Below are 24,887 nucleotides of genomic sequence, written 5' to 3'. Positions count from 1 at the left end.
GATGGATATCGAAGATCTACGCCGCCAGATGGAAGCCGCCGCCGCGGCGATGGATTTCGAGACCGCGGGAAAGTTGCGCGATCAGATCAGCGTGTTGCGGGGCGGTGGCGAAGTGGCGGACACTGCTGGTCTGACCCGCCAGCAGCCGGGGGCGATGGGGCTTGGCACAAGCCAGCAACGCATGACGCCGCCGCCGGGTTGGGTGAAACCGAAGAAACCCGATCCGATGACCAAGGGGCGGAAGCGGTAAGGCTACCCCGTCATCCTGACGAAAGTCAGGATCCAGGATATCAAACGATGACGTTCGTCGCTCTGGATCCTGACTTTCGTCAGGATGACGGAGGTATTTTGGCTGCGTTTACGGCAGCAGGAACGTGCCTTCGATCGTCGTCACGCACGATCCGCCCAGCACCACCCGGTCGCCCTCAAGACGACACGTCAGCTTCCCGCCACGCGCACTCGCCTGATACGCGGTAAAGCTGTTCCCCAAGGTCGGCGCCCAATACGGCACCATCACCGCATGCGCGGAACCCGTCACCGGATCCTCGTCGATCGCATAGTACGGCGTGAAGACGCGACTGACGATGTCGGTCGCTTCGCCGCGCGCGGCGACGATCGCGACGATCGGGAATGCCGACAGCGCGGCGAAATCCGGCTTGAGATTGCGCACGACGGCCTCGTCCTCGACGATCACGAGCGCATAGCCCTTGTCGTGCCACAGGGTTTCGACGGGCTCGGCGACATTCAGCGCCGCGACGATCTCCGGGATCGACTTCGGGCTTGGTCCCCATGCCGGCAACTTGAGCGTGTAGCCGCTGCCCGCCCGCGCGACCTCCAGTATCCCAGCCTGCCGCGTCCGGAACCGCACACGGTCAAGCGCGGTGTCCGATGACAGCACGAAATGCCCGCTCGCCAGCGTCGCATGACCGCACAGCGCGACCTCTGCGCCCGGCGTGAACCAGCGCAGGTCGAAATCGACGCCCTCGTCATCAGACGCGACGATGAACGCGGTCTCGCTCAGGTTGTTCTCCTGCGCGATGTTGAGCAGCACGGCGTCGTCGAGCCAGGTCGACAGCGGCATCACCGCCGCCTGGTTGCCGCCGAACGGCGTGTCGGAAAACGCATCGATCTGCGCGAACGGTATTCTCATGCCTTAAGCCCCTTAGACGCGCGTGCCGAACCCTGGTTCAAACCCGCTTGCCGAACCAATGCGGCGTCACGTCCGCTTCGACCAGCGGATTGTCGGTGTCGACATGTCCCTCGGGATCGAGATGGATCAACACCTCGACCTTGGGGAAGGCGGTGCGCAGGTTGCGCTCGACCGCTTCGACGATGTCGTGCGCGTTGGCCACCGTCAGGTCGCGCGAGACTTCCATGTGGAACTGCGCGAAGTCGTGGCTCCCCGAGCGCCGTGTGCGGAAATCGTGGATGCCGCGGATGCCGGGCTGGCGCGCGGCGACGTCGAGGAATTGCGTGCGCAGATCCTCCGGCCATTCCTTGTCCATCAGCTGGTCGATCGCGTTCGACGACGCCTGGAACGCGCCCCAAGCCAGCCACAACGCGATGACGATGCCGAAGATCGGATCCGCCCCGCTCCACCCCACATATTGATCGAGCACCAGCGCGACGATCACCGAACCGTTGAGCAGCACGTCGGATTGATAGTGCACGTTGTCCGCGAGGATCGCGACCGAACCCGTCTGGCGGATGATGCGACGCTGATAGGATAGCAGGAACACCGTGGCGACGATCGCGATCACCGACACCCCGATACCGAAATCGGCGCCGGTGGTCGGCTGCGGGTCACCGAACGCGAGGATCGCGCGCCAGGCGATGCCGACCGCCGACGCGGTGATCAGCATGACCTGGAACAGCGCCGCGAGCGCCTCAGCCTTGCCATGGCCGAAGCGATGGTCGTGATCCGCCGGCGTCGCCGCGAGCCGCACACCGTACAGCGTAACCAGCGACGCGAGCAGGTCGAGCGCGGTATCGGCGAGCGAACCGAGCATCGCGACCGAGCCCGTCGACCACGCCGCAAAGCCCTTCAACAGCAACAGGAAACACGCCATCGCAACGCTGGCGAGCGCCGCGCGGGTTGCCAGGGGTATGACCTTGCGGCGTTCGTCCTGTGTCATGGGAACAACAGCCCTTCGTTCCAGTTGCCGCTTTCGCGCGTGAACAGCCGCCGTTCGTGGAGCCGATGCGCACGGTCCTGCCAGAACTCGATCCGCGTCGGCGTCACGCGGTAGCCACCCCAATGCGGCGGCCTTGGCACGTCCTGCCCGTCGAACTTCGCGGTCATTTCGGCAAAGCGCTGCTCGAAGGTTTCGCGAGTGTCGAGCGGGCGCGACTGCTCCGATGCCCACGCACCCAGCTGCGAATCACGACCGCGCGACGCAAAATAGGCATCCGATTCGGCGTCGGTCACGTGCGTCACCGGGCCCTCGATGCGGATCTGACGGCGCAGCGACTTCCAGTGGAACAGCAGCGCACCCTGCGGATTGGCCGCCAGTTCGCCCGCCTTGCGGCTTTCGCGGTTGGTGTAGATCACGAAGCCATCGGGGCCGTGGCCCTTCAGCAGCACCATGCGCACCGACGGTCGCCCCTCGGCATCGGCCGTCGCGAGCGCGACTGCGTTCGGGTCGTTCGGCTCGGACTGCTTGGCTTCGGCGTACCAGCTGTCGAACAGCGTGAAGGGATCGTCTGACATGGCGCGCGCCATAGCGGGATTTGGCGCGGAACGAAACTTTGGAACGACTCGACCTCGCCGATGATTGATCCAGGTAATCGAATCGTTTCCGCAACGAAGGAACACGCAAGGTGGCAGCGCGCGCGTATTGGCAGGGGCAGATCCGTCTGGCTCTCGTCTCGATCCCGGTCGAGATCTATTCCGCGACCAAGTCCGGTGCGGCGGTGTCGTTCAAGCAGATTCACGAGCCTTCTGGGCAGCCGATCCATTACGACAAGGTCGTTACTGGCGTCGGCCCGGTCGACGCCGACGAGATCATGAAGGGGTATGAGGTCTCGAAGGGCGAATATGTCCTGTTGGAGCAGGACGAGATCGATGCGGTGAAGCTCGAATCGAAGAAGACGCTGGAGCTGACCCAGTTCGTCGATGCGAGCGAGATCGACGTGCTCTATTACGAGAAGCCGTATTTCGTGGTGCCCGCGGATGATCTCGCGGAGGAGGCTTTCATCGTTCTGCGCGAGGCGCTGAAGCGGACGAAGAAGGTCGGGCTCGGCCAGCTTGCGATGCGCGGGCGCGAATATGTCGTCAGCCTGAAGCCGTGTGGGCGCGGGATGGTGCTGGAGACGCTGCGCTACGCCGACGAGGTGCACAAGGCGCAGGGGTATTTCCGCGAGATCCCCGACGACAAGCCTTCCGAGGAACTGCTGGAACTCGCGGAGGCGCTGATCGAGAAGCGCAGCGCTGACTTCCATCCGCAGGAGTTCCACGATCGCTATGTCGATGCGCTGAAGGACCTGATCGAACGCAAGCGCAAGGCGAACGGGAAGAAGATCATCGAGGACAAGGACACCGGCGGGAAGACCGGGTCGAACGTGGTCGATCTGATGGCGGCGTTGAAGAAGTCGATGGAGAAGAGTGGGGGTGCGGAGAAGGCGCCGGCGAAGAAAGCCCCCGCCAAGCGCGCACCGGCAAAAACCGCTGCCAAAGCTCCCGCGAAGAAACGTGCGTAACCCCCTCCCTTGTTCCCCCGCGAAGGCGGGGGCCCAGACTGGACTCCCGCCTTCGCGGGAGAACAAACTTCTTCAAGCGACCGAACCCTGCCCCGTCATCCCAGCGAAAGCTGGGATCTCCCGGTTGCAGCCCACCCCCTCGCCGCGCGAGGTCCCGGCTTTCGCCGGGATGACGAAGACGGGACGCTATTGATGGCCACGCCCCCGGATCCCCTCGCCCTCTACAATTCCAAGCGGAACTTCACCAAGACCGCCGAACCCGCGGGCACGCTAGCCCCCGACAACGGCAATTCGTTCATGGTCCAAAAGCACGACGCCACCCGCCTCCACTGGGACTTCCGCCTCGAAATCGACGGCGTCCTGAAAAGCTGGGCGGTTACCCGCGGCCCCAGCCTCGACCCCAACGAGAAGCGCCTCGCCGTCCGCACCGAGGACCACCCGCTCAGCTACGCCACCTTCGAAGGCACGATCCCCGCGGGCGAATATGGCGGCGGCACGGTGATGCTGTGGGACCGCGGCACATGGTCGCCGATCAAGGGCAAGTCGGCCAAGGACCTCGACAAGGGCCACCTCCACTTCGTCCTCGATGGCGAGCGGATGAAGGGTGAATGGCTGCTGATCCGCCTGAAGCCCCGCGCGAAGGAGAAGCGCGAGAACTGGCTGCTCAGGAAGATCGACGATGCGGCAGCCGGCGGCACCGACACGCTGGTTGAAGAAGCGCTGACCAGCGTCTCGACCGGCCGCACGATGATCGAGATCGAAGAGGGCAAATCCTCCCCGGCACGGGGAGGGGGACCAGCGAAGCTGGTGGAGGGGGCGGCCCGCAAGAGTACCGCCAGCCGTAAAGGTATCGCCAGCAACAAGCCCCCCTCCACCCCCGCGAAAGGTCGCGGCGGTCCCCCTCCCCGTGCCGGGGAGGAATTTCAGGACCTCCAACTCTGCACCTTGGTCGACGCCGTCCCCACCGGCTCCGCATGGCTCCACGAAGTCAAATACGACGGCTACCGCGCGCTATTCTCCGTCGCCGGCGGCAAGGCGAAAGTCTTCACCCGCACCGGCCTCGACTGGACCGACAAGTTCGCCGCGATCGCCGAGGCCGCCGCAAAACTCCCCGTAAAATCCGCGCTGATCGACGGCGAAATCGTCGCGTTCAAGGACGGCCACCCCGATTTCTCGACGCTGAAGGACGCGATCTCCGCGGGCGGCGACATGACGCTGTTCGCGTTCGACCTGCTCGCGCTCGACGGCGAAGACCTGACCGGCCTCTCCAACCTCGACCGCAAGGCACGGCTGCAACCGCTGATCCCCGAGGACGAAGACCGCCTCCGCTACTCCGACCACGTCATCGGCGCGGGCGAGCAACTGTTCGAGACGATGTGCCGCGAAGGCCTCGAAGGCATCGTCTCGAAACGCGCCGACGCACCCTATGCGGGCAAGCGGACCAAGGCATGGCTCAAGGTCAAATGCACGCACCGCCAGGAATTCGTGATCGTCGGCTGGCTGCCCTCCGACAAGAAGCGCGGGTTCAAGTCGCTGTTGCTCGGCGTCCGCGAGGGCAAAGGGTATCGCTATGCGGGGAAGGTCGGCACCGGGTTCGACCAGGCGTTGATGGACGAGATCCGCGACAAGCTCGACGCACTCGATCGCAAGACGCCGACGGTCGAGGCGCCCAAGGCGGCGGTCCGCGGCGCGAAATGGGTGACGCCGAAACTGGTCGCGGAAGTTGCGTTTGCCGAGGTCACCCCCGACGGCGTACTCCGCCATTCGAGCTTCATCGGCCTGCGCGAGGACAAGGCTGCGAAGGACGTCGTCGCCGAAACGCCCGCGCCACTGCCCGATGTGGAGGAGAGCGCCGCGCCAGCAACCAGTATCAAGGTCAGCAGCCGCGACCGCGTGATCTTCGACCAGTCGGACGTCACTAAGGGCGATCTCGCGGACTATTACGTCGCGGTCTCGGGGATCATGCTGCCGGTCGCGGGCAATCGCCCGATCAGCCTGGTCCGATGCCCCCAGGGCCGGTCGCGCGCGTGCTTCTTCCAGAAACACGACGCGGGGAGCTTCGGCGACGCGGTGCACAACGTGCCGATCCGCAAGAAGGACGGCTCGACCGAGGACTATCTTTACGTCGACGACGCGGACGGGCTGGTCGCGTGCGTGCAGATGGGGACGATCGAGTTCCACGGCTGGGGCTCGTCGAACTCCGCCTTGGAGAAGCCCGACCGACTGATATTCGATCTCGATCCCGACGAAGGCCTCGACTTCGGCGACACCAAAAAGGCGGCCGAGCATCTTAAGAACCAGCTCGCCGAACTGGGACTGGTCAGCTTCCCGATGCTGTCCGGTGGCAAGGGCGTCCACGTGGTCGTGCCGCTGACTCCGGAGGCGGAATGGCCGGCGGTGAAGGACTTCGCGGATCGTTTCGCGCGGGCGATGGCGGGGGCGGATCCCGAGCGCTTCGTGGCAACGATGGCGAAGGCCAAGCGCAAGGGGCGGATCTTCATCGACTGGCTCCGCAACCAGCGCGGGGCGACCGCGGTGATGCCGTACTCGGCGCGGGCTCGGGCTGGGGCGCCGGTGGCGGCGCCAGTGTCGTGGACTGAGTTGCGGGATATCGAGACTGCGGCGCGGTGGGGCGTGAAGGATGGGGCCGAGTTGATCGAGCGGGCTGGGTCGCGGGCGCTTGCGGGGTGGGGGGTGGCGGATCAGGTTTTGCCAGATTTGTGAGCTGCCCCCTACTTTAGCTGCGACCCCGGCGGAGGCCGGGGCCCAATTGGAAAGGTGGTGGTAACGGAGCGATGCCCTCCATTATCGCCATCCCCCAATTGGGCCCCGGCCTTCGCCGGGGTGGTGGTTTGTGGAGGCGGCAGCTGGCCCCCTTACTGTTCCCTCGCGAACGCGGGGGTCCAGGATAACTGAACGCAGCGCCTGGGATTCCTGGCCCCCCGCGTTCGCGAGGGAACTGCAGTAAGGTATAGCCCCCGCGACAATTTATGTTGCACCGCCGCGTCGAAAGGTGAAACACCACCGCCTGTATTCGGGGGCTTGAGGCATTGAACACGGCGGACACGGCGACGCACACCGCGCCCCTTTTCGACGCGACGGTTCATGCCGAGCGCTGGATCGCCGACTATTGCGCGCGCAGCACCAGTGCCGACGTGCTCTGCGAAGATGCCGACCCCGCCTGGGCGGCGATGTTCGCAGAACTCGCGATGGTCGCCTCGGACGACCTCGGCCACATCCGCGAACGCGTCCAGCGGCATGCGGTCGACATCGGCACCGGCTTCCGCATCGCCGACGAACCCGATGAGCGCCCCTGGCCCGTCTCGCCCGTACCCTTGCTGATCGAGGCCGGCGAATGGGCGGGGATCGAGCGCGGCGTGATCCAGCGCGCGACGTTGATGGAGACGGTGATCGCCGACCTCTACGGCGAGGGAAAGCTGGTCGCCGATGGCAACATCCCCGCCGCGCTCGTCACCGGCAGTCCGTTCTTCCTGCGGCCGATGGTCGGGCTCGACCCGCCCGGCGGCCGCCATCTCGATTTCATCGCGATCGATCTCGGCCGCGGCCCGACCGGTGAGTGGCGCGTGCTCGCCGATCACCTCCGCGCACCCGCCGGCGCCGGCTATGCGCTGGAGAACCGGATCGCGGTCAGCCGTACGCTCGGCGGGTTGCAGGATCGGCTCAACGTCCAGCGGCACGCGCCGTTCTTTGCCGCCTTCCGCGCCGGCATCGCGGCGATGTGCAAGCGAACCGACCCGCGGATCGGGCTGCTTACACCCGGCCGGTTCAACCCGAGCTATCCCGAACAGGCGCATCTCGCGCGGTATCTCGGGCTGTTGCTGGTCGAGGGCGCCGATCTCGCCGCGCTCGAGGACAAGGTGTATGTCCGCACCATTGGCGGGCTTAAGCGGATCGATGCGTTGTGGCGGCGGCTCGACCCGCGGCTGCTCGATCCGCTGGCGTTCGACACGCATTCGCAGATCGGCGTGCCCGGGCTGATCGATGCTTACGCCGCCGGCCACGTCGTGCTGTCGAACGCGCCGGGCTCGGCCGTGCTGGAGGCGCCCGCGTTCTCGGCATTCCTGCCACAGCTCGCGAAGTCGCTGCTCGGCGAAGATTTGCTCCTCCCCAATATCGCGACGTGGTGGTGTGGGCAGGACGGCGCGCGCGCGCAGGTCGAAGCCAATTTCGATCGCCTGCTGATCGGTCCGGCGTTCCACTCGCGTCCGCTCGGCATGACCGGCGGCCCGATCGCTGGCGCCGACATCGCCGGCGAAGACAGGACGCGCCTGCTCGCCGACATGGCGAATCGGCCGCAGGATTACGTGGGGCAAGAGCTGGTCCAGCTCTCGACGATGCCGGTCGTGGTCGGCGATGCACTCGTCCCTCGCCCGTTTACTCTGCGCGTCTTCGCAGCGCGTAACGGCGACGGCGAATGGACCGTCCTCCCCGGCGGGTTTGCGCGGATCGGCGAGCATCCCGACGCGCGGGCGGCGGTGATGGGCGAAGGCATCTGGTCCGCCGACGTCTGCATCTATGGCGCCGAGCCAGTCGCGCCCGTGTCGCTGCTGACCGCCGCGGACTCGCTCCAGGTCCGCCGCAATCCGGGGACGTTGCCGAGCCGGGTAGCGGACAATTTCTACTGGCTCGGGCGCTATCTGGAGCGCGGCGAAGCGCTGCTCGGCGCGATCCGGGTGATGCTCGGCAATTCGATCGACGTCGACGGCGGCGCTGTTTTGTCCCCTACCACGGTCGGCAAGCTGGTAGGGTTGATCGTCGGGGCGGGCAGCGCGCCACATCCGCCGAGCTTGCGCCGCGCCGACCTGACCGCGCTCGCCCGCACCGCGATGGAGGACGAGCGCTGGCAGTCGATCCTGACGCTCAACCGCCACGCGCGCGAGATCGGCGAAGGCTCGCGCGATCGGTTGTCGGCGGACATGGTGCGGCTGCTTGAGGCGCCCTTCCCGACGCATCGCGGAATGCTGGAACGGGCTGGCTCGCTGCAACGGCGCTATGCCGCGATCGCCGGGTTGTCGGCGGAGCATATGGGGCGGACGGCGGCGTGGCGCTTTCACGATCTCGGGCGGCGGATCGAGCGGGCGATGGCGATGGCGCGCGCGATCCGATTGTTCGGGATGCCGGGCGCGTCGCCGGACGATCTGTCGGTGCTGCTCGACCTGGCCGATAGCCAGATCAGTTATCGGCAGCGCTATCCGACGGGGATCGCGCGGGTGCCGGTGATAGATCTGGTGGCGCTCGATCCGGGCAATCCGCGCAGCCTCGCGTTTTCGGCGGAGCGGATTGCGGCGCGGTTGGCGGAGTTGCCGGTGCTGAGCGACGACGAGATGGCGGAGCCGCAACAGGCTCAAGCGACCGGGTTGCAGGCGATCGTGATGACGTCGACCGCGGCGGAGCTGGATGCGGAGACGCTGGGGGATATCGAGCGGCGGCTCGGCGCAGTGTCGGATGCGCTGGCGCGGCGGTATTTCTTGCAGGGTGCGGAGCCGTTGCGGACTAGTGGGCTGACGTTGGCGTGAGGGGCGTGACCGTGCGCAACCTACTCCCTCTCCCCTCCGGGGAGAGGGTCGGGGTGAGGGGCAGCCAAGCAATGCTGTGCCCGGAACAGCCCCTCACCCCAGCCCTCTCCCCGGAGGGGAGAGGGGGCAAGAAAAGCGCTTCCCTCTCGTCGATGGGCAGCGGGTTCCGTTCATGATCTACGATATTCGCCACGTCACGACGTTCGATTACGGCGCGAGCGTGAAGTTTGCGCGGTGCAATCTGCGGTTGAAGCCGATCGACTGGCCGGGGCAGCATCTCGATAGCTATGCGCTGTCGGTGCATCCGGCCGGGCGTACCAGCGCGGCGCGGGCAGAGGCGGGGCTGGCCAACGTGACGCGATTGGTCGTCGACAGCCCGGTTCGCCACCTGACGATCGAGAGCAGGTCGCGGATGACGGTGGATCGGCTCGTGCCGGTGCCCGACGCGAGCGATCCGACGCTTGGGGAGATCGCGGCGATGGCGCGGGCCAGCACCGACCTCTCCGCGGCGAGTCCGGCGAACTACATCTATCCCTCGCCGCTGATCCCGCTCGACCAGGCGATCGCCGACTATTGCGCGGTCGATCTCGATCCTTCGCGCGGCGCACTGGAGGCGGGGATCGCGCTCGCGCGACGGATCCAGGTGGAGTTCGAATTCGACGCCGACGCGACGCTGGTCGATACGCCGCCGCACGAGGCGTTCCTCCAGCGCAAGGGCGTGTGCCAGGATTTCGCGCAGATCATGATCACAGGCTTGCGAGCGGCGGGGCTGCCGGCGGCGTATGCGTCCGGGTATATCCGGACGATCCCGCCCGAGGGCCAGCCGCGGCTGGTCGGGGCGGATGCGACGCATGCGTGGGTGCTGCTGTGGTGCGGACCGGTGCGCGGCTGGGTCGGGGTCGATCCGACCAACGGGATCTGGATGGCAAGCGATCACATCGTGATGGCGGTGGGCCGCGATTATGCGGAGATCGCGCCCGTCGACGGAGTCGTCCTGGGGTCGGGCGCGCAACACATGGACGTCAGTGTCGATGTGGCGCCCTCATACGGTCCGTAGCGATTGCAAATACGAGGCCCTGCCAAATCGGAGAAGCGCCACAAGGCAATCAACGCCAAAAACAACAAAGCCGGCCCCTTTCGGAACCGGCTCGTCGTCAACTGATTTGGCCACTCCTTTCGGAGTCGGCCAGGAAATCAGTTGCTGTCGGAGTTGTCGTCCTTGACGATCGCAACGATGCCGATAGCAGCAACGCCTGCTGCGATCAGGATCGCGAAGATGCCGCCGCCGCCGGCGAGTTCGCTCTTGTCCGTCGTCACCGAACCGGCGCGCACGGAAACAGGAGCAGCCGTCGCTGCAACCGAAGTGGTCATCATGGCAAGTGCAAGCGCACCGCCGGTAAGTGCCTTAAGCTTCATATACATCTCCAGAGTTATTCCCACGTCCGTGCATTGCAACGCAACATTTGTCAATTCGTTCCGCGACTAAAGCGTATCCAATCGGACAGTGTTGCTTTCGTATCACGCTGTGCCTTCGACCATCTCGGCGAGGTCGAGCCAGCGTAATTCGGCGGCTTCCTTTTCCGCGCGTGCAGTCTCGATCGCCTTGGTCAGCCTAGCAAACGTCGCATGGTCACGCATGTACAGGTCGGGCTTGGCGAGCTTCACCGCATCGCTGGCCATCTGCTTGTCGAGCTCCTCGATCCGCTTCGGCAGCAACTCGTAATCGCGCTGGTCCTTGTACGTCAGCTTTGCACGAGGCGCCGCAGCGACCGGAGCCGTCGCCGCGACCTTCTTCGACGCCCGCTTGCCAGTCGTCGTCGAGACGCGGCGCTTTTCCCAATCCTCGTAGCCGCCCGCGACCACGTCGACCGTGCCCGAGCCATCAAGCCCGAGCGTGATCGTCACGGTTCTGTCGAGGAAGTCGCGGTCGTGGCTGACGATCAGCACGGTGCCGTCGTAATCGCCAATCACCTCCTGCAACAGGTCGAGCGTCTCGAGATCGAGATCGTTGGTCGGCTCGTCGAGCACCAGCAGGTTCGACGGCTTGGCGAACTCGCGCGCCAACAGGAGTCGCGAGCGCTCGCCGCCTGACAGCGAACCGATCTTCGCATCGACCATGTTAGGGTCGAACAGGAAGTCCTTCAGGTAGCCGTGGATGTGCTTGCGCACCCCGAGCACGTCGATCCATTCGCCGCCGTCGACGACGACTTCGCGGACCGTCTTCTCTGGTGCCATCAGGCTGCGCTGCTGGTCGATCACCACCGCATCCAGGGTCTGGGCGAGCTTGATCGTTCCGCTGTCCGGCTGGATCTCGCCGGTCAGCAGCTTGAGCAAGGTCGACTTGCCCGCGCCGTTGCGGCCGACGATGCCTATGCGGTCGCCTCGCGTCACACGAAGCGTCAAGTCGCCGATGATCGTGCGGTCGCCGTACACCTTGGTGACGTTCTTCGCGTCGATCACGACCTTCGACTTGGTGTCGTCGCTCGCGGTCGTCAGGTTCGCCGAGCCCTGCGGCCCGATCATCGACGCGCGTTCGGCGCGCATCTCGTGCAGCTTGGTGAGGCGGCCCTGGTTGCGCTTGCGCCGCCCGGTGACGCCGCGGAGCAGCCAATGCTCCTCCAGCTTCAGCCGCGCATCGAGCTTCTCGGCCTGGCGCTGTTCCTCGGCATAGACCTGCTCGGTCCACGCCTCGAACCCGCCAAAGCCGATCTCGGCACGTCGGATCGCACCGCGATCGAGCCACAGCGTCTGCTTGGTCAGGCGGGTCAGGAACGTACGGTCATGGCTGATGACGACGAAGGCGCCGCGGAAGCGTTTGAGCCAGTCCTCGATCCATTCGATCGCGCCGATGTCGAGATGGTTGGTCGGCTCGTCGAGCAGCAGCACATCGGGGTCCTGCGACAGCGCCCGGACGATCGCCGCGCGACGCCGCTCGCCACCCGAGGCGGAGGCCGCCTCGCGCGACAGGTCGATGCCGAGCTGGTCGGCGATCGAATCCGCCTCGTAGTTCACCGGCGCATCGTCGCCCGCCATCACGTAATCGCGCAGCGTCGCGAAGCCGCGCAGATCGGGCTCCTGCTCAAGGATGACGACGCGCGTGCCGGGGACGATCGTCCTGCGTCCCTCGTCCGCCTGGACGCTGCCGCCGAGCAGCTTGAGCAAGGTCGTCTTGCCGGCGCCGTTGCGGCCGATCAGCGCGAGCCGGTCGCGCGGTCCGATATGGATGTCGAGATTGCGAAAGAGCCATCCCGAGCCCTGGACGAGTCCGAGGCCTTCGAATGCTAAGATTGGTGCTGCCATGTTCGCGCCACGTAGGGGTGCGAAGTGATGCAGGCAAGTTACACCGTCATGGTAACGTGCCTCAGTACCGGGGGCCGCCCCATTCACAGGCTGTTCAATGCCGGGCCGCTATGCCACGCCCATGAAGATGCTGCTTTTCCTTGCAACCCTGGCCGCGGCGCCCGTGCTGATCGGTGCCGCTCCTATGGGAGCGGGCGCCGAACAACGCCGCAGCGATCAGATGTCCGCGTTCGAGGGGCGCAAGACGGGTCGCCTGCTGTCGGTCCGCGAGATCGAGGCGCGCGTGCGTCCGACCATGGGAGACGCGCAGTATCTCGGCTTCGACTATGATTCGGGCAGTGCCATTTACACGCTCAAATACCTGCGCAATGGAACCGTCATCTGGGTCGACGTAGATGGCCGTACCGGCCAGATCGTCGGCCGCACGGGTCGCTGAAAACCCCAATAGAGAGGAGAATCATGCGCGTTCTGATCGTCGAGGACGAGCCGAATCTCGGCCAGCAATTGAAGAACACCCTCGAAGGTGCCGGCTATGCCATCGACCTCGCCGTTGATGGCGAAGAGGGGCATTTCCTCGGCTCGACCGAGAATTACGACGCGGTCGTGCTCGATCTCGGCCTGCCCGAGATCGACGGTTTGACCGTGCTCGATCGTTGGCGGAAAGAGGGCAAGGTCATGCCCGTCCTTGTCCTGACCGCGCGCGACAGCTGGTCGGACAAGGTCGCGGGCCTCGATGCGGGCGCCGACGACTACGTCGCCAAGCCGTTCCAGAGCGAGGAACTGATCGCGCGTCTGCGGGCGCTGATCCGCCGTGCGTCGGGCAATGCGTCGTCCGAGCTGACCGCGGGCGACATTCGCCTCGACACGCGCAGCGGCAAGGTGACGCGCGCCGGCGAGCCGGTGAAGCTGACTGCGCAGGAATACAAGCTGCTGAGCTACCTGCTGCACCACAAGGGCAAGGTGGTCAGCCGTACCGAGCTGATCGAGCATATCTACGATCAGGATTTCGATCGCGATTCGAACACGATCGAGGTCTTCGTGACGCGCATCCGCAAAAAGCTTGGCCAGGACGTGATCACGACGATCCGCGGCCTCGGCTACAGCCTCGAAGATCCGGACGCCTGATCGTCTGACGATGGATACTGCACCGCCGACAGATGTACCGATCCGCGTACCGGCGGCCGTGAAAGGATCGCTGTCGCGGCGGATGATCCTGATCGCCGCGGTGTGGATCGTCGTGCTGCTCAGCGGCGGCGGGTTCGCGCTCGACCGCGTTCTGTCGCAGGCAGTGACACGCAATTTCGACGATCAGCTCGAATACGTCCTGCGCTCGCTGCTGAACTCCTCCGAGATCGGCCCCGATGGCGAAGTGATCTTCACGCGCGACGCCGCCGCCGACCAGCGCTTCGTCGAGCCCTATTCGGGGCTGTACTGGCAAGTCTCCGGCAAGGGTCGCGAGGATTTCCCGTCGCGTTCGCTCTGGGATCGGCGGCTCGCGTTCGGCGGGACGCATGACGACCGCAATGCGCATTTCTACGACAGCACACAATTCCCGGACGAAAAACTGCGGATCGTCGAGCGCGACGCGGTCATCCCCGGCTCCAAGGTGCATTGGCGGTTCCAGGTCGCGCAAAGCCGCGACGGTCTCGACGCGCAGATCACCACCCTGCGCCGCACGCTCGTCCGCAGTTTCGCACTGCTCGCGCTCGGACTGATCGTGATGGCCGCGCTGCAGACCTTCTACGGACTCTGGCCCCTGCGCCGCGTCCGCGAGGAAATCGCCCGGATGCGCGCCGGCCAGTCGAACCGCGTGTCGAGCGCGATGCCCGTCGAGGTCGCGCCGATGGTCGAGGAACTGAACGCGCTGATCGAGCATAACGAGCGCCAGGCGGAGGAGGCGCGGCGCCACGCCGGCAACCTCGCGCATGCGCTCAAGACGCCGCTGACGGTGATCATGAACGCCGCCACCGCGCAGTCCGACGACCTCGCCGATACGGTGATACGCGAGGCGCGGACGATGCGGCGGCAGGTCGACCATCATCTTGCTCGGGCGCGGGCGGTCGGGCGCCGCGGGTCTGCGCATAGCCGTGCCGACGTGTGGCCGAGCCTCGAATCGGTCGAGCGCGCCGTCGGGCGTCTCTATCGCCACGTCCGCATCGACGTGACCGGCCCGCGCGGGCTCCAGGTCCACGTCGAGCGGCAGGATCTCGACGAGATGCTCGGCAATCTGATCGAGAACGCCGCGAAATACGGCGGCGGCAGCGTGTTCGTGACGGTCGGCGCGCAATCGGGTTTCGTCGAGTTCCTGGTCGAGGACGACGGCGTCGGGATTCCGGAAGAGGAACGGGTGCGGATTTTCGACCGGGGCGTACGGCTGGATACGGGCAAGCCGGGGACTGGGCTCGGCTTGGCGATCGTGCGCGACGTGGCGGAGATCTACGAAGGGACCGTTGCGCTCGAAGAAAGCGAGGACCTCGGTGGATTGCTTGTGCGGTTGCGGTTGCCGGCAGCGAACTGAGGTCGCTTCAATCCTCCCCCGCAAGGGGGAGGTGGCTGGCCCTTGCCAGACGGAGGGGGAGGCAGGCGCCACGCTTGCTCCGCGCCCTCCCCCTCAGTCGCCTACGGCGCCACCTCCCCCTGGCGGGGGAGGATCAGGATCGCATCACCCCCGAGGCCGCGCCTGCCGATACGTCCCCAGCACCCGCAGCCATTTCGAGTGGAACCCCAGTTCCTCCAGCGCATGATCGAGATTCGCGTCGCCCGGCTTCCCGACCACGTCCGCGTAGAACTCCGTCGCGGAGAAGCTAGCGTTGCGCTGGTAGCTCTCGAGCTTGGTGATGTTGACGCCGTTGGTCGCGAACCCGCCAACCGCCTTGTACAGCGCGGCGGGCACGTTCTTCACCTCGAAGATCAGCGTCGTCATCCAATCCCCGCCGACCGGGTCCTGCGCCGCGGGCGGCTTGCCGCCACGCGCCAGCACCACGAACCGCGTCGTGTTGTGGTCCGCATCGGCGATGTCGGTCGCCAGCAACTCAAGCCCGTAAAGCCGGGCGGCGGCAGGCGGTGCGAGTGCAGCGATCGCCGGGTCGCCTAGCTCCGCCACCACCGCAGCAGCGCCTGCGGTGTCGGGATAGCTCACAGGCTCGATACCATGCGCCTTCAACCAATGCCGGCATTGGCCCAAGGCCTGCGGATGGCTCATCGCCTGGCGAATACCGTCGCGGGGTCCCGCCCCCATCAGCGCGTGACGGATCGGCAGGAAATGCTCGCCGGTGATGACCAGCCCCGATTCGGGCAGCAGGAAATGGATGTCGGCGACGCGGCCGTGCAACGAATTCTCGATCGGGATGATCGCGCAGTCGGCACGGCCGTCCTTCACCGCGTCGATCGCATCGGAGAAATCGAAACAGGGGAGCGGCAGGCCATCGGGGAATGCCTCGACCGCCGCGACATGGCTGTTGGCACCCGGCGCACCCTGGAACGCGACGGCACGCGCGGGCTCGGCGGCGGCGGCCTCGGTCATCCGCGCGACGATCGGGCGGGCGGGTACGGCGAAGTTTTCCATGAGCCGGGCGCCTAGAGAGCGGAGAGGCCATGTTCAAGCGCGGCTTGCGGTGCGCGCTCGCGTTTTCTATGGCTATCCCAAACAGAACAGGGCGGATGCGCAAGATGGACAATCGGACCAATACGATCGCCGGCTGGGTGCTCGCAGGCTGTGGTGCGGCGCTCGGGCTGTCGATCGTCGGCGGGATGATGTTCCACGGCGAGCGCCCCGAGAAGATGGGCTATGCGATCGAGGGCGTCGTCGCCGAGGGCGGCGAGGGCGCGGCCGCCGAAGTGCCGATCGCCTCGTTGCTGCCGACCGCCGACGCCGCCAAGGGCGCCGAAGTGTTCAAGAAGTGCGCCGCCTGCCATACCATCAACCAGGGCGGCGCGAACGGCGTCGGCCCGAACCTGTACGGCACGGTCGGCGAGGAGATCGCCAAGGGCAAGGCCGGGTACGCCTTCTCGTCGGCGCTGGCCGGGGTCGGCGGCAAGTGGGACTTCGACAAGCTGAACGCGTGGCTGACCTCGCCGCGCAAGTTCGCGCCGGGGACGAAGATGACGTTCGCCGGGCTCGGCAACGCGCAGGACCGGGCGAACGTGATCCTGTATCTGAACCAGCAGGGTTCGAACCTGCCGTTGCCGGCGGCGCCTGCGGCTGGCGCTGCTCCTGCGGCTAAGGATGCGGCGGCGAAGGATCAGCCGGCGACGGCGAATGCGGCGGAAGCTGCTGCTACGAAGGGCGCGCCGACCGCGGACATCGCGAACACCGGGACCCCCGCCTCGGGTGCACCGTCGGTGGATCCCGAAGCAGCACGCAAGGGCGCCCGCTCGGAGAAGTAACCTTCCTACTCCCTCTCCCCTCCGGGGAGAGGGTCGGGGTGAGGGGCTGCCAAGCAGTACAGCGCCTGGAACAGCCCCTCACCCCAGCCCTCTCTTCGCAAGGGAGAGAGGGAGCAGAATTGCCGTTATGGCTAGAATGGTCGGCGAGGCTCATCCTCTTCGTCAGGTCTTCCCCCGCCCCGGGGGGGCTGAAAACGGCGGAAGAAGACGGAACAAGGGTGCCGCTTACCGCCCCCCCCGTCATCCCGGCGGAAGCCGGGACCCACGGTTGCGGTCCGCGTCATAAGCGGGCGCTCCGTGTCCATGGGTCCCGGCGTGCGCCGGGATGACGGATTTGAGGTGGTTGTTAGAAAAAGGGAAAAGCTCAGCCCTCGGCCGCTTCCTTCTCGGCCCGCTCGCGGTAGAACGACTGCACCGCGTCCCAGGCCTCGTCCGCGGTCTCGACGTAGCGGAAAATCCCGAGGTCCTTCTCGCTGACGACGCCTTCCTCGACCAGCGCGTCGAAGTTCACGACCCGCTCCCAGAAAGCCCGCCCGAACAGCAGCACCGGGATCGGCTGGATCTTCCCCGTCTGGATCAGCGTCAGCAGCTCGAACAGTTCGTCGAACGTCCCGAACCCACCCGGAAACGCAGCGAGCGCGCGCGCGTGGAGCAGGAAGTGCATCTTGCGCAGCGCGAAATAGTGGAACTGCACCGACAGCGACGGCGTGACGTACGGGTTCGGCGCCTGCTCGTGCGGCAGGACGATGTTCAGCCCGATCGACTCGGCGCCGACGTCGTCCGCGCCGCGATTGGCGGCTTCCATGATCGACGGACCGCCCCCCGAACACACCACGAACTGCCGCCAGCCACGCTCGTCGCGCGGCAGCACGCTGACCTTCGCGGCCAGCTCGCGCGCGACGTCGTAATATTTCGACTTCTCGACCAGCCGCTCGGCGATCTTCTTCGACTTCTCGTCCGTGGCGAGCGTCAGCAACGCCTGCGCCTTCGATGGCTCGGGAATGCGCGCGGAGCCGTAGAACACGAACGTCGAGCCGATCTTCGCCTCGTCGAGGACGAGTTCGGTCTTCAGCAGTTCGAGCTGGAACCGCACCGGCCGCAGGTCTTCGCGCAACAGGAAATCCATGTCCTGGAAGGCGAGCCGGTAATGCGGGTGCTGCGTCTGGGGGGTGGAAACGGAGTCGCGGGCGGACTCGGCATCCTGGCTGGCGTTCGGAAAAACGCGCGATGGTACTCGTGTATCGGTCATTCAGGCGAGATTAGAGGAAACGCGAGAGGAGGGCTAGAGCGGTGCGCTAGCGGCAGAAATTGGCATGATCGTCTTCGAGGTGGAGGTGGTTGCGGTGCGCGGCGTTGTAGTCCGGGCTGAGCACCGTGCCGAACCGCTTGCACGCCGACGCGCGGATCGTCTGGAGGAATTGCCGGACCTGCGGGTCGGGCGAGTTCCAGTCGTTGAGCACCGTGATTCGCCGGCCGTCCTTCAGTACGAACCCGCCGATATCGATCGCGTTGGCGATCGCGTGGCCCGAGCGGCGGACAGGACCCCGCGTGGAGCCAACGACGTTGCGACATGCGTAGCTCCCCATGCTGTCGACCCGCGCGAGTTCGCTGCCGAGCATCTGGTACGCGGCCGGCGCAACCGCGTTACGCGTCCAGCCGATGAACGCGCGCGCTTCGCCGCAGCGGACCGCGGTGAGGTTGGCGACGGGCACGCCGATATCGACGAGCTTCACAGTGCCGGCGAGGCCGCAACCGGGCCCGGTCTCGCGGTCGGGGAGGACCTGGAACGACACGTGCAACTCGCGCAGGTCGGCAAGGCAGTGCGCGGTCTCGCGGTTGCTCGGGACGGAGAGATTGGGGCGGGTCGTGGTCGGCACCGTGGGGCGATCTGCACGTCCGCAGGCGGCGAGCGCGAGGATGACGAGAAGGGGATAAAATACGCGATACATGCCCGTATAATCCCTGCCTTGGCCCTGCTTGTCACCCTTTCTCCGTTCGTGCTGAGCGAAGTTGAAGCACTTGGCTGTATGGGAAGGTACCCTTCGGCTTCGCTCAGGGCGAACGGACAAGGGAAGGTTGACACCCCCGCGAACGCCGTTAGGGCCGGCGACGGGCCACGCGGTCCCAACGCCGCGCGTGCTCTCTGTGAGGAGAGATACATGACTGATACGACCTACGCACCCGCTACAGGTGCGCCTGCGCTGCCTGCTACGAAGCCGGCACGTCCCTTTTTCAGCTCCGGTCCTTGCGCGAAACCTCCGGGTTGGTCCGCGGACAAGCTCGCTACCGCATCGCTCGGTCGCTCGCATCGCTCGAAGATCGGCAAGACCCGCCTTCAGTACAGCATCGACCTGATGCGCGAACTGTTGAAGCTCCCCGATACGCACCGCATCGGCATCGTCCCCGGCTCCGACACCGGCGCGTATGAGATGGCGATGTGGACGATGCTGGGCGCCAAGCCGGTCACCGCGCTGGCGTGGGAAAGCTTCGGCGAAGGCTGGGTCACTGATGCCGTGAAGCAGCTCAAGATCGACCCCACGGTGGTGCGCGCCGATTACGGCCAGCTGCCCGATCTGGGTTCGGTCGACTGGTCGAACGACGTGCTGTTCACCTGGAACGGCACCACCAGTGGCGTGCGCGTGCCGAACGCGGACTGGATCCCGGACGACCGTGAAGGCCTATCCTTCGCCGATGCGACCTCCGGAGTGTTCGCGTACGACATCGACTGGACGAAGATCGATGTCGCGACTTTCTCGTGGCAGAAAGTGCTCGGCGGCGAGGGCGCGCACGGCGTGCTGATCCTCGGGCCGCGCGCGGTCGAGCGGTTGGAGAGCTACACGCCGGCGTGGCCGTTGCCGAAGGTGTTCCGCCTCGTCTCGAAGGGCAAGCTCACCGAGGGCGTGTTCAAGGGCGAGACGATCAACACGCCGTCGATGCTGGCCGTCGAGGACGCGATCTTCAGCCTCGAATGGGCGAAGTCGCTCGGGCAGGACGGGCTGATCAAGCGTTCGGATGCGAACGCGGCGGCTTTGGACAAGATCGTGGCGGAGCGCGACTGGCTCGGCCATCTTGCGATTGATCCGGCGACGCGGTCGAAGACCAGCGTGTGCCTGACGGTCGAGGGTGCCGACGAGGCGCTGATCAAGGCGATGGCCTCGGCGCTCGAAAACGCTGGCGCGGCGTACGACGTGGCGGGTTACCGCGACGCGCCTCCGGGCCTGCGCATCTGGTGCGGCGCGACCGTCGACACCGCCGATATCGAAGCGCTCGGCCCCTGGCTCGACTGGGCCTACGCGACCGCCAAGGCCGCTTAATTTTCTCGCTCCCTCTCCCCTCCGGGGAGAGGGCTGGGGTGAGGGGCTGCCACGCACGCCACCTCCCCGTACCACCCCTCACCCCGACCCTCTCCCCGGAGGGGAGAGGGAGAAGAAAGAAATCCCATGCCAAAAGTCCTCATCTCCGACAAAATGGATCCCCGCGCGGCGCAGATCTTCCGCGAGCGCGGCGTCGAGGTCGACGAGATCACCGGCAAGACGCCCGCCGAACTGATCGCGATCATCGGCGAGTATGACGGCCTCGCGATCCGCAGTTCGACCAAGGTTACCAAGGAAATCCTCGAGCACGCCACCAACCTGAAGGTCGTCGGCCGCGCCGGCATCGGCGTCGACAACGTCGACATCCCCGCCGCCTCGGCGAAGGGCGTGGTCGTGATGAACACGCCGTTCGGCAACTCGATCACCACCGCCGAGCACGCGATCGCGCTGATGTTTGCGCTCGCCCGGCAACTCCCGGAAGCTGACGCTTCGACGCAGGCCGGCAAGTGGGAGAAGAACCGCTTCATGGGCGTCGAGCTGACGTCGAAGACGCTCGGCCTGATCGGTGCAGGCAATATTGGTTCGATCGTCGCCGACCGTGCGCGCGGCCTTAAGATGAAGGTCGTCGCGTTCGATCCGTTCCTGACGCCCGAGCGCGCGATCGAGATCGGCGTCGAGAAGGTCACGCTCGACGAACTGCTCGCGCGCGCCGACTTCATCACGCTGCACACCCCGCTGACCGACCAGACGCGCAACATCCTCTCGGCCGAGGCGCTCGCCAAGACCAAGAAGGGTGTCCGCATCATCAACTGCGCGCGCGGCGGCCTGATCGACGAGGTCGCGTTGAAGGCGGCGCTTGATTCGGGGCAGGTCGGCGGCGCCGCGCTCGACGTGTTCGTCGAGGAGCCCGCCAAGACTTCGCCGCTGTTCAACACGCCGAACTTCGTCAGCACGCCGCATCTCGGCGCGTCGACGACCGAGGCACAGGTCAACGTCGCGATCCAGGTCGCCGAGCAGATGGCCGATTTCCTGATGTCGGGCGGCGTCACCAATGCGCTCAACATGCCGTCGCTGTCGGCGGAGGAGGCGCCGAAGCTCAAGCCGTACATGGCGCTGGCGGAGAAGCTGGGGTCGCTGGTCGGGCAGCTCACCACCGGCGCGGTGTCACGGATTTCGGTGCATACCGAGGGCGCGGCGGCCGATCTGAACGCGAAGCCGATCGTGAGTGCGGTGCTGGCGGGCTATCTCCAGACGCAGACGGCGACCGTCAACATGGTCAACGCGCCGGTGCTGGCGCGTGAGCGTGGTCTTGAGGTGCGTGAAGTGCGTACCGAGCGTGAGGCGGATTACCATACGCTGCTGCGCGTTTCGGTGAAGACCGAGGATGGCGAGCGGTCTGTCGCCGGCACGCTATTCGGTGATTCGGCACCTCGGTTGGTTGAGCTGCTGGGGATCAAGATCGAGGCCGATCTGGCGGGGCCGATGCTGTACGTCGTCAACGAGGATGCGCCGGGGTTCATCGGTCGTCTCGGGACTGCGCTTGGCGAGGCTGGGGTGAATATCGGGACGTTCCACCTCGGGCGTCGCTCGGCGGGTGGCGAGGCTGTGCTTCTCCTCTCGGTCGACGAAGCCGTGACGCCCGACCTGCTGACCAAGGTCCGCGCGCTCCCCGGCGTAAAGACCGCAATGGGCCTGAACTTCTAACAAGACTCCCTCTCCCCTTGGGGAGAGGGTAGGGGAGAGGGGCAGTACCGGGCGGCGGCGTTTGGGGCGGCCCCTCTCCCCGGCCCTCTCCCCAAAGGGGAGAGGGAGTCGTGCCCAAAACCTATGACAGCATGTTGGGCCGGGCGAAGGCGATGCGGTCCGGGCAGACCGGGCCAGAAATGCGGTTCTGGTACGAAGTTCGCGCCAAGCGCTTCCAAGGGGTGAAGTTCACCCGCCAGGTCGTGATCGGCGCGTTTATCGCCGATTTCGTCGCGCGTTCGCACATGCTGGTCGTCGAGCTTGACGGCGATACGCACACCGACCAAGCACGCGACGCCCGCAGGACGGCGTGGCTGGAAGAGCAGGGATATCGGGTGATCCGTTTCGCCAATACCGATGTGATGACCAATCTCGAAGGCGTGTTGCAGGTGTTGGGCGATGCACTTGTGACACGCATGGACCTGATACGATGACCGCACTCCTCCCCGAAGGTTTCCGAGATCGCCTCCCCCCGGTCGCCGATTCGGCAGCGGCACTTGAAGCCCGCGTGCTCGAAGCCGCGCGTCTCCATGGCTACGAGCGCGTCGATCCGCCGCTCGCCGAATTCGCCGACGGGCTCGAGATGCGCCTCAAAGCGGGTGGCCTCCACGACGCAGTGCGCTTCGTCGATCCGGTGTCGCAGCGCACGCTCGCGATCCGGCCGGACATTACCGCGCAGGTCGCGCGGATCGCCGCCACTCGGATGGGGCACCACCCTCGGCCGGTTCGGCTGAGCTATGCGGGGTCGGTGCTTAAGCTGCGGGCGTCACAGCTCGCGCCCGCGCGTGAGACCCGGCAGATTGGCTGCGAGTTGATCGGCTTGGACTCGGTCGCCGCCGCGCAGGAACTCGTCGCGGTCGCGGTCGACATGATCGCGGCCGCCGACGTTACCGGTGCGTCGATTGACTTCACGCTGCCCGACCTAGTGCCGACGCTCGCCGCTGGGCCGTTGCCGGTCGCGGATGACCTCGTCGCAACCTTGCGCGATCGGCTCGATGCGAAGGACGCCGGTGCCGTCGCGGCACTCGCGCCCGCCTACCTCCCGCTGATCGAAGCCGCAGGGCCGTTCGACCAGGCGATGGACCGCCTTCGCGCGTTCGACACGACCGGCGCGCTCGCCTCCCGCCTCGACGGCCTTGCGCGAATTGCTGAAGCGATTGACGGCCGCGTTGCGCTGACGCTCGACCCGACCGAGCGGCACGGCTTCGAATACCAGACCTGGCTCGGCTTCTCGCTCTTCGCCGACGGCAGCGCACGCGAAGTCGGCCGCGGTGGCACCTACACCATCGTTCACGAAACCGGCGCCGAGGAAGCGGCGACGGGCTTCTCGCTGTTCGCCGACGCCTTGGTCGAGCGGGTTGCCACCGTCGATCGCCGTCGCCTCTTCCTTCCGTTCGGCACGCCAGCCACCGAAGGCGCCGCCATGCGCGCGCAAGGCTGGATTACCGTCGCCGCGCTCGAAGCCGGCGACACCCCCGAAGCACAAGTCTGCACGCATCTATGGGTGGCGGGCGAGCCCCGCGCGCTGTAGGCGCTGCGCGTAATTTCAGGAGATAGAGTTTGGCCAACGTAGCAGTCATCGGCGCGCAATGGGGCGACGAAGGCAAGGGCAAGATCGTCGACTGGCTCGCCGAGCGCGCCGACATGGTCGTGCGGTTCCAGGGCGGCCACAATGCCGGCCACACGCTGGTCGTCGGCGACAACGTGTACAAGTTGTCGCTGCTGCCGTCGGGCATCGTGCGCGGGACGCCGTCGTTCATCGGCAACGGCGTGGTGCTCGATCCCTGGGCGCTGAAGGACGAGATCGCGCGGTTGGGTGCACAGGGCGTCGTCGCGACCCCGGAGACGCTGCGGATCGCCGACACCTGCGCGCTGATCCTCCCGTTCCACCGCGATCTCGACGGCCTGCGCGAGGACGCAAGCGGCGCGGGCAAGATCGGCACGACCCGCCGCGGCATCGGGCCTGCGTATGAGGACAAGGTCGGTCGCCGCGCGATCCGCGTCTGCGACCTCGCGCATCTCGACGATCTCGGGCCGCAGCTCGATCGCCTCACCGCGCATCACGATGCGCTGCGTGCCGGCTTCGGCGAGCCGCCGATCGATCGCGCGCGCCTGATCGCCGAATTGCGCGAGATTGCCGGTTTCGTCCTCCCATTCGCCAAGCCCGTCTGGCGCGACCTCAACGCCGCGCGTTCGGCCGGCAAGCGCATCCTGTTCGAGGGCGCGCAGGGCGTGCTGCTCGACGTCGACCACGGCACGTATCCGTTCGTTACCTCGTCCAACACCATCGCAGGCGCCGCGGCGGGCGGGTCGGGCCTCGGGCCATCGGCGGTCGGCTTCGTGCTCGGCATCGCCAAGGCGTACACGACACGCGTTGGCTCGGGGCCTTTCCCGACCGAGCTCGAGAACGAGACCGGCGAGCGCCTTGGCGTGCGCGGGCATGAGTTCGGCACCGTCACCGGGCGTAAGCGCCGCTGCGGCTGGTTCGACGCGGTACTGGTGCGTCAGGCGGCGGCGGTCGGTGGCATTACCGGGATCGCACTCACCAAGATCGACGTGCTCGACGGGTTCGAGACCGTGTCGATCTGCACCGGCTACAAGTTGCGCGGCGAGACGCTCGATTATTTCCCGGCGCATGCGGCGGATCAGGCGCTGGTCGAGCCGATCTACGAGACGATGGAAGGCTGGCAGGAAACGACTGCGGGTGCACGCAGCTGGGCCGACCTTCCCGCACAGGCGATCAAGTACATCCGCCGGATCGAGGAGCTGATCCGCTGCCCGGTGACGCTGGTGTCGACCAGCCCGCAGCGTGCCGACACGATCCTCGTCCGCGATCCATTCTCGGACTGATACGAAAAAAGCCGGGCGATCACTCGCCCGGCTTTTCAGTTACTCTATGACGGTGGGA

Annotated in this window: 22 protein-coding genes; 14 read left to right on the top strand and 8 right to left on the bottom strand. The window is 66.3% G+C overall.

What is annotated here, in order from left to right; translation table 11 throughout:
* Position 1: 1 nt before the first annotated feature.
* Entirely contained in the window at positions 2-250 is a 249-nt protein-coding gene (locus tag O6Y00_RS02115) for a UvrB/UvrC motif-containing protein (RefSeq protein WP_056061094.1), read from the top strand.
* A 108-nt stretch (positions 251-358) separates the two neighbouring features.
* On the opposite strand, the gene O6Y00_RS02110 is transcribed toward O6Y00_RS02115, so the two are convergent.
* From O6Y00_RS02110 to pdxH, 3 genes are read right to left on the bottom strand one after another with little or no spacing between them, the layout of a single operon-like run.
* Positions 359-1,150: a PhzF family phenazine biosynthesis protein gene (locus O6Y00_RS02110; protein ID WP_353440996.1), complete on the bottom strand. Its 792-nt coding sequence runs from the start codon at positions 1,148-1,150 to the stop codon at positions 359-361.
* A 37-nt stretch (positions 1,151-1,187) separates the two neighbouring features.
* Positions 1,188-2,135 carry a cation diffusion facilitator family transporter gene (locus tag O6Y00_RS02105; protein WP_353440995.1) on the bottom strand — a complete coding sequence of 316 codons (948 nt, stop codon included), beginning with the start codon at positions 2,133-2,135 and terminating at the stop codon, positions 1,188-1,190.
* Positions 2,132-2,710, bottom strand: coding sequence for a pyridoxamine 5'-phosphate oxidase (gene pdxH, locus O6Y00_RS02100; protein WP_353440994.1), 579 nt, complete (start codon positions 2,708-2,710; stop codon positions 2,132-2,134). Before pdxH ends, O6Y00_RS02105 begins: the two co-directional genes overlap by 4 nt.
* Positions 2,711-2,820: 110 nt before the next feature.
* On the opposite strand from pdxH, the gene O6Y00_RS02095 reads away from it, so the two are divergent.
* The 4 genes from O6Y00_RS02095 to O6Y00_RS02080 all read left to right on the top strand — a co-directional run bounded on the left by O6Y00_RS02095 (position 2,821) and on the right by O6Y00_RS02080 (position 10,293).
* A complete protein-coding gene (locus O6Y00_RS02095) occupies positions 2,821-3,699 on the top strand; it encodes a Ku protein (RefSeq protein ID WP_353440993.1) in 879 nt (292 codons plus the stop codon).
* Between the two features lie 192 nt (positions 3,700-3,891).
* Positions 3,892-6,423: a DNA ligase D gene (gene ligD, locus O6Y00_RS02090; protein ID WP_353440992.1), complete on the top strand. Its 2,532-nt coding sequence runs from the start codon at positions 3,892-3,894 to the stop codon at positions 6,421-6,423.
* A 326-nt stretch (positions 6,424-6,749) separates the two neighbouring features.
* On the top strand, positions 6,750-9,236 hold the full coding sequence (locus O6Y00_RS02085; protein ID WP_353440991.1) for a circularly permuted type 2 ATP-grasp protein: 2,487 nt from the start codon (positions 6,750-6,752) through the stop codon (positions 9,234-9,236).
* Positions 9,237-9,408: 172 nt separating this feature from the next.
* A complete protein-coding gene (locus O6Y00_RS02080; RefSeq protein ID WP_353440990.1) occupies positions 9,409-10,293 on the top strand; it encodes a transglutaminase family protein in 885 nt (294 codons plus the stop codon).
* Between the two features lie 137 nt (positions 10,294-10,430).
* Here O6Y00_RS02080 and O6Y00_RS02075 read toward each other — a convergent pair whose 3' ends face one another.
* Both O6Y00_RS02075 and O6Y00_RS02070 read right to left on the bottom strand, forming a co-directional pair.
* Positions 10,431-10,652: a hypothetical protein gene (locus tag O6Y00_RS02075; RefSeq protein ID WP_353440989.1), complete on the bottom strand. Its 222-nt coding sequence runs from the start codon at positions 10,650-10,652 to the stop codon at positions 10,431-10,433.
* A 102-nt stretch (positions 10,653-10,754) separates the two neighbouring features.
* The gene (locus O6Y00_RS02070) at positions 10,755-12,536 is read right to left on the bottom strand and encodes an ABC-F family ATP-binding cassette domain-containing protein (protein WP_353440988.1); all 1,782 of its coding nucleotides are present in this window, start codon (positions 12,534-12,536) and stop codon (positions 10,755-10,757) included.
* Positions 12,537-12,657: 121 nt separating this feature from the next.
* On the opposite strand from O6Y00_RS02070, the gene O6Y00_RS02065 reads away from it, so the two are divergent.
* The 3 genes from O6Y00_RS02065 to O6Y00_RS02055 are packed head-to-tail and all read left to right on the top strand — an operon-like array spanning position 12,658 to position 15,054.
* Complete coding sequence (locus O6Y00_RS02065; protein WP_353440987.1) at positions 12,658-12,972, top strand: hypothetical protein; 315 nt, start codon at positions 12,658-12,660, stop codon at positions 12,970-12,972.
* Between the two features lie 23 nt (positions 12,973-12,995).
* Complete coding sequence (locus tag O6Y00_RS02060) at positions 12,996-13,661, top strand: response regulator transcription factor (protein ID WP_055881618.1); 666 nt, start codon at positions 12,996-12,998, stop codon at positions 13,659-13,661.
* A gap of 10 nt (positions 13,662-13,671) precedes the next feature.
* Entirely contained in the window at positions 13,672-15,054 is a 1,383-nt protein-coding gene (locus O6Y00_RS02055) for a sensor histidine kinase (RefSeq protein ID WP_353440986.1), read from the top strand.
* Positions 15,055-15,198: 144 nt separating this feature from the next.
* On the opposite strand, the gene O6Y00_RS02050 is transcribed toward O6Y00_RS02055, so the two are convergent.
* Entirely contained in the window at positions 15,199-16,101 is a 903-nt protein-coding gene (locus O6Y00_RS02050; protein WP_353440985.1) for a prephenate dehydratase, read from the bottom strand.
* Positions 16,102-16,205: 104 nt separating this feature from the next.
* On the opposite strand from O6Y00_RS02050, the gene O6Y00_RS02045 reads away from it, so the two are divergent.
* Complete coding sequence (locus O6Y00_RS02045; RefSeq protein WP_353440984.1) at positions 16,206-16,922, top strand: c-type cytochrome; 717 nt, start codon at positions 16,206-16,208, stop codon at positions 16,920-16,922.
* Between the two features lie 364 nt (positions 16,923-17,286).
* On the opposite strand, the gene O6Y00_RS02040 is transcribed toward O6Y00_RS02045, so the two are convergent.
* Both O6Y00_RS02040 and O6Y00_RS02035 read right to left on the bottom strand, forming a co-directional pair.
* Positions 17,287-18,171, bottom strand: coding sequence for a TIGR00730 family Rossman fold protein (locus tag O6Y00_RS02040; protein ID WP_353440983.1), 885 nt, complete (start codon positions 18,169-18,171; stop codon positions 17,287-17,289).
* 46 nt (positions 18,172-18,217) lie between these two features.
* A complete protein-coding gene (locus O6Y00_RS02035; RefSeq protein WP_353440982.1) occupies positions 18,218-18,871 on the bottom strand; it encodes an extensin family protein in 654 nt (217 codons plus the stop codon).
* Positions 18,872-19,081: 210 nt separating this feature from the next.
* Between O6Y00_RS02035 and O6Y00_RS02030 the strand changes: the two genes are divergently transcribed.
* The 5 genes from O6Y00_RS02030 to O6Y00_RS02010 all read left to right on the top strand — a co-directional run bounded on the left by O6Y00_RS02030 (position 19,082) and on the right by O6Y00_RS02010 (position 24,829).
* Entirely contained in the window at positions 19,082-20,236 is a 1,155-nt protein-coding gene (locus O6Y00_RS02030) for a phosphoserine transaminase (RefSeq protein WP_353440981.1), read from the top strand.
* A gap of 126 nt (positions 20,237-20,362) precedes the next feature.
* Positions 20,363-21,940: a phosphoglycerate dehydrogenase gene (serA, locus tag O6Y00_RS02025; RefSeq protein ID WP_353440980.1), complete on the top strand. Its 1,578-nt coding sequence runs from the start codon at positions 20,363-20,365 to the stop codon at positions 21,938-21,940.
* A 152-nt stretch (positions 21,941-22,092) separates the two neighbouring features.
* Positions 22,093-22,413, top strand: a complete 321-nt coding sequence (locus tag O6Y00_RS02020; protein ID WP_056485277.1) for an endonuclease domain-containing protein — start codon at positions 22,093-22,095, stop codon at positions 22,411-22,413.
* Positions 22,410-23,510 (top strand): ATP phosphoribosyltransferase regulatory subunit, encoded by a 1,101-nt coding sequence (locus tag O6Y00_RS02015; RefSeq protein WP_353440978.1) that lies wholly within the window; start codon positions 22,410-22,412, stop codon positions 23,508-23,510. The genes O6Y00_RS02020 and O6Y00_RS02015 overlap by 4 nt, the downstream gene beginning before the upstream one ends.
* A gap of 29 nt (positions 23,511-23,539) precedes the next feature.
* Positions 23,540-24,829, top strand: coding sequence for an adenylosuccinate synthase (locus tag O6Y00_RS02010; RefSeq protein WP_056061123.1), 1,290 nt, complete (start codon positions 23,540-23,542; stop codon positions 24,827-24,829).
* Positions 24,830-24,887: the final 58 nt, after the last annotated feature.

The sequence above is a fragment of the Sphingomonas faeni genome, from assembly GCF_040407565.1.
GTDB classification, from domain to species: Bacteria; Pseudomonadota; Alphaproteobacteria; order Sphingomonadales; family Sphingomonadaceae; genus Sphingomonas; species Sphingomonas faeni_F.
The sequence above is the reverse complement of the archived record's forward strand: the minus strand, read 5'-3'. Positions and strand labels throughout refer to the sequence as shown.

Coding starts and splice junctions, on each gene's coding strand:
- O6Y00_RS02115 (WP_056061094.1), top strand. CDS start 2: ATGGATATCGAAGATCTACGCCGCCAGATGGAAGCCGCCGCCGCGGCG.
- O6Y00_RS02110 (WP_353440996.1), bottom strand. CDS start 1,150: ATGAGAATACCGTTCGCGCAGATCGATGCGTTTTCCGACACGCCGTTC.
- O6Y00_RS02105 (WP_353440995.1), bottom strand. CDS start 2,135: ATGACACAGGACGAACGCCGCAAGGTCATACCCCTGGCAACCCGCGCG.
- pdxH (WP_353440994.1), bottom strand. CDS start 2,710: ATGTCAGACGATCCCTTCACGCTGTTCGACAGCTGGTACGCCGAAGCC.
- ligD (WP_353440992.1), top strand. CDS start 3,892: ATGGCCACGCCCCCGGATCCCCTCGCCCTCTACAATTCCAAGCGGAAC.
- O6Y00_RS02080 (WP_353440990.1), top strand. CDS start 9,409: ATGATCTACGATATTCGCCACGTCACGACGTTCGATTACGGCGCGAGC.
- O6Y00_RS02075 (WP_353440989.1), bottom strand. CDS start 10,652: ATGAAGCTTAAGGCACTTACCGGCGGTGCGCTTGCACTTGCCATGATG.
- O6Y00_RS02070 (WP_353440988.1), bottom strand. CDS start 12,536: ATGGCAGCACCAATCTTAGCATTCGAAGGCCTCGGACTCGTCCAGGGC.
- O6Y00_RS02065 (WP_353440987.1), top strand. CDS start 12,658: ATGAAGATGCTGCTTTTCCTTGCAACCCTGGCCGCGGCGCCCGTGCTG.
- O6Y00_RS02060 (WP_055881618.1), top strand. CDS start 12,996: ATGCGCGTTCTGATCGTCGAGGACGAGCCGAATCTCGGCCAGCAATTG.
- O6Y00_RS02055 (WP_353440986.1), top strand. CDS start 13,672: ATGGATACTGCACCGCCGACAGATGTACCGATCCGCGTACCGGCGGCC.
- O6Y00_RS02050 (WP_353440985.1), bottom strand. CDS start 16,101: ATGGAAAACTTCGCCGTACCCGCCCGCCCGATCGTCGCGCGGATGACC.
- O6Y00_RS02045 (WP_353440984.1), top strand. CDS start 16,206: ATGGACAATCGGACCAATACGATCGCCGGCTGGGTGCTCGCAGGCTGT.
- O6Y00_RS02040 (WP_353440983.1), bottom strand. CDS start 18,171: ATGACCGATACACGAGTACCATCGCGCGTTTTTCCGAACGCCAGCCAG.
- O6Y00_RS02035 (WP_353440982.1), bottom strand. CDS start 18,871: ATGTATCGCGTATTTTATCCCCTTCTCGTCATCCTCGCGCTCGCCGCC.
- O6Y00_RS02030 (WP_353440981.1), top strand. CDS start 19,082: ATGACTGATACGACCTACGCACCCGCTACAGGTGCGCCTGCGCTGCCT.
- serA (WP_353440980.1), top strand. CDS start 20,363: ATGCCAAAAGTCCTCATCTCCGACAAAATGGATCCCCGCGCGGCGCAG.
- O6Y00_RS02020 (WP_056485277.1), top strand. CDS start 22,093: ATGCGGTCCGGGCAGACCGGGCCAGAAATGCGGTTCTGGTACGAAGTT.
- O6Y00_RS02015 (WP_353440978.1), top strand. CDS start 22,410: ATGACCGCACTCCTCCCCGAAGGTTTCCGAGATCGCCTCCCCCCGGTC.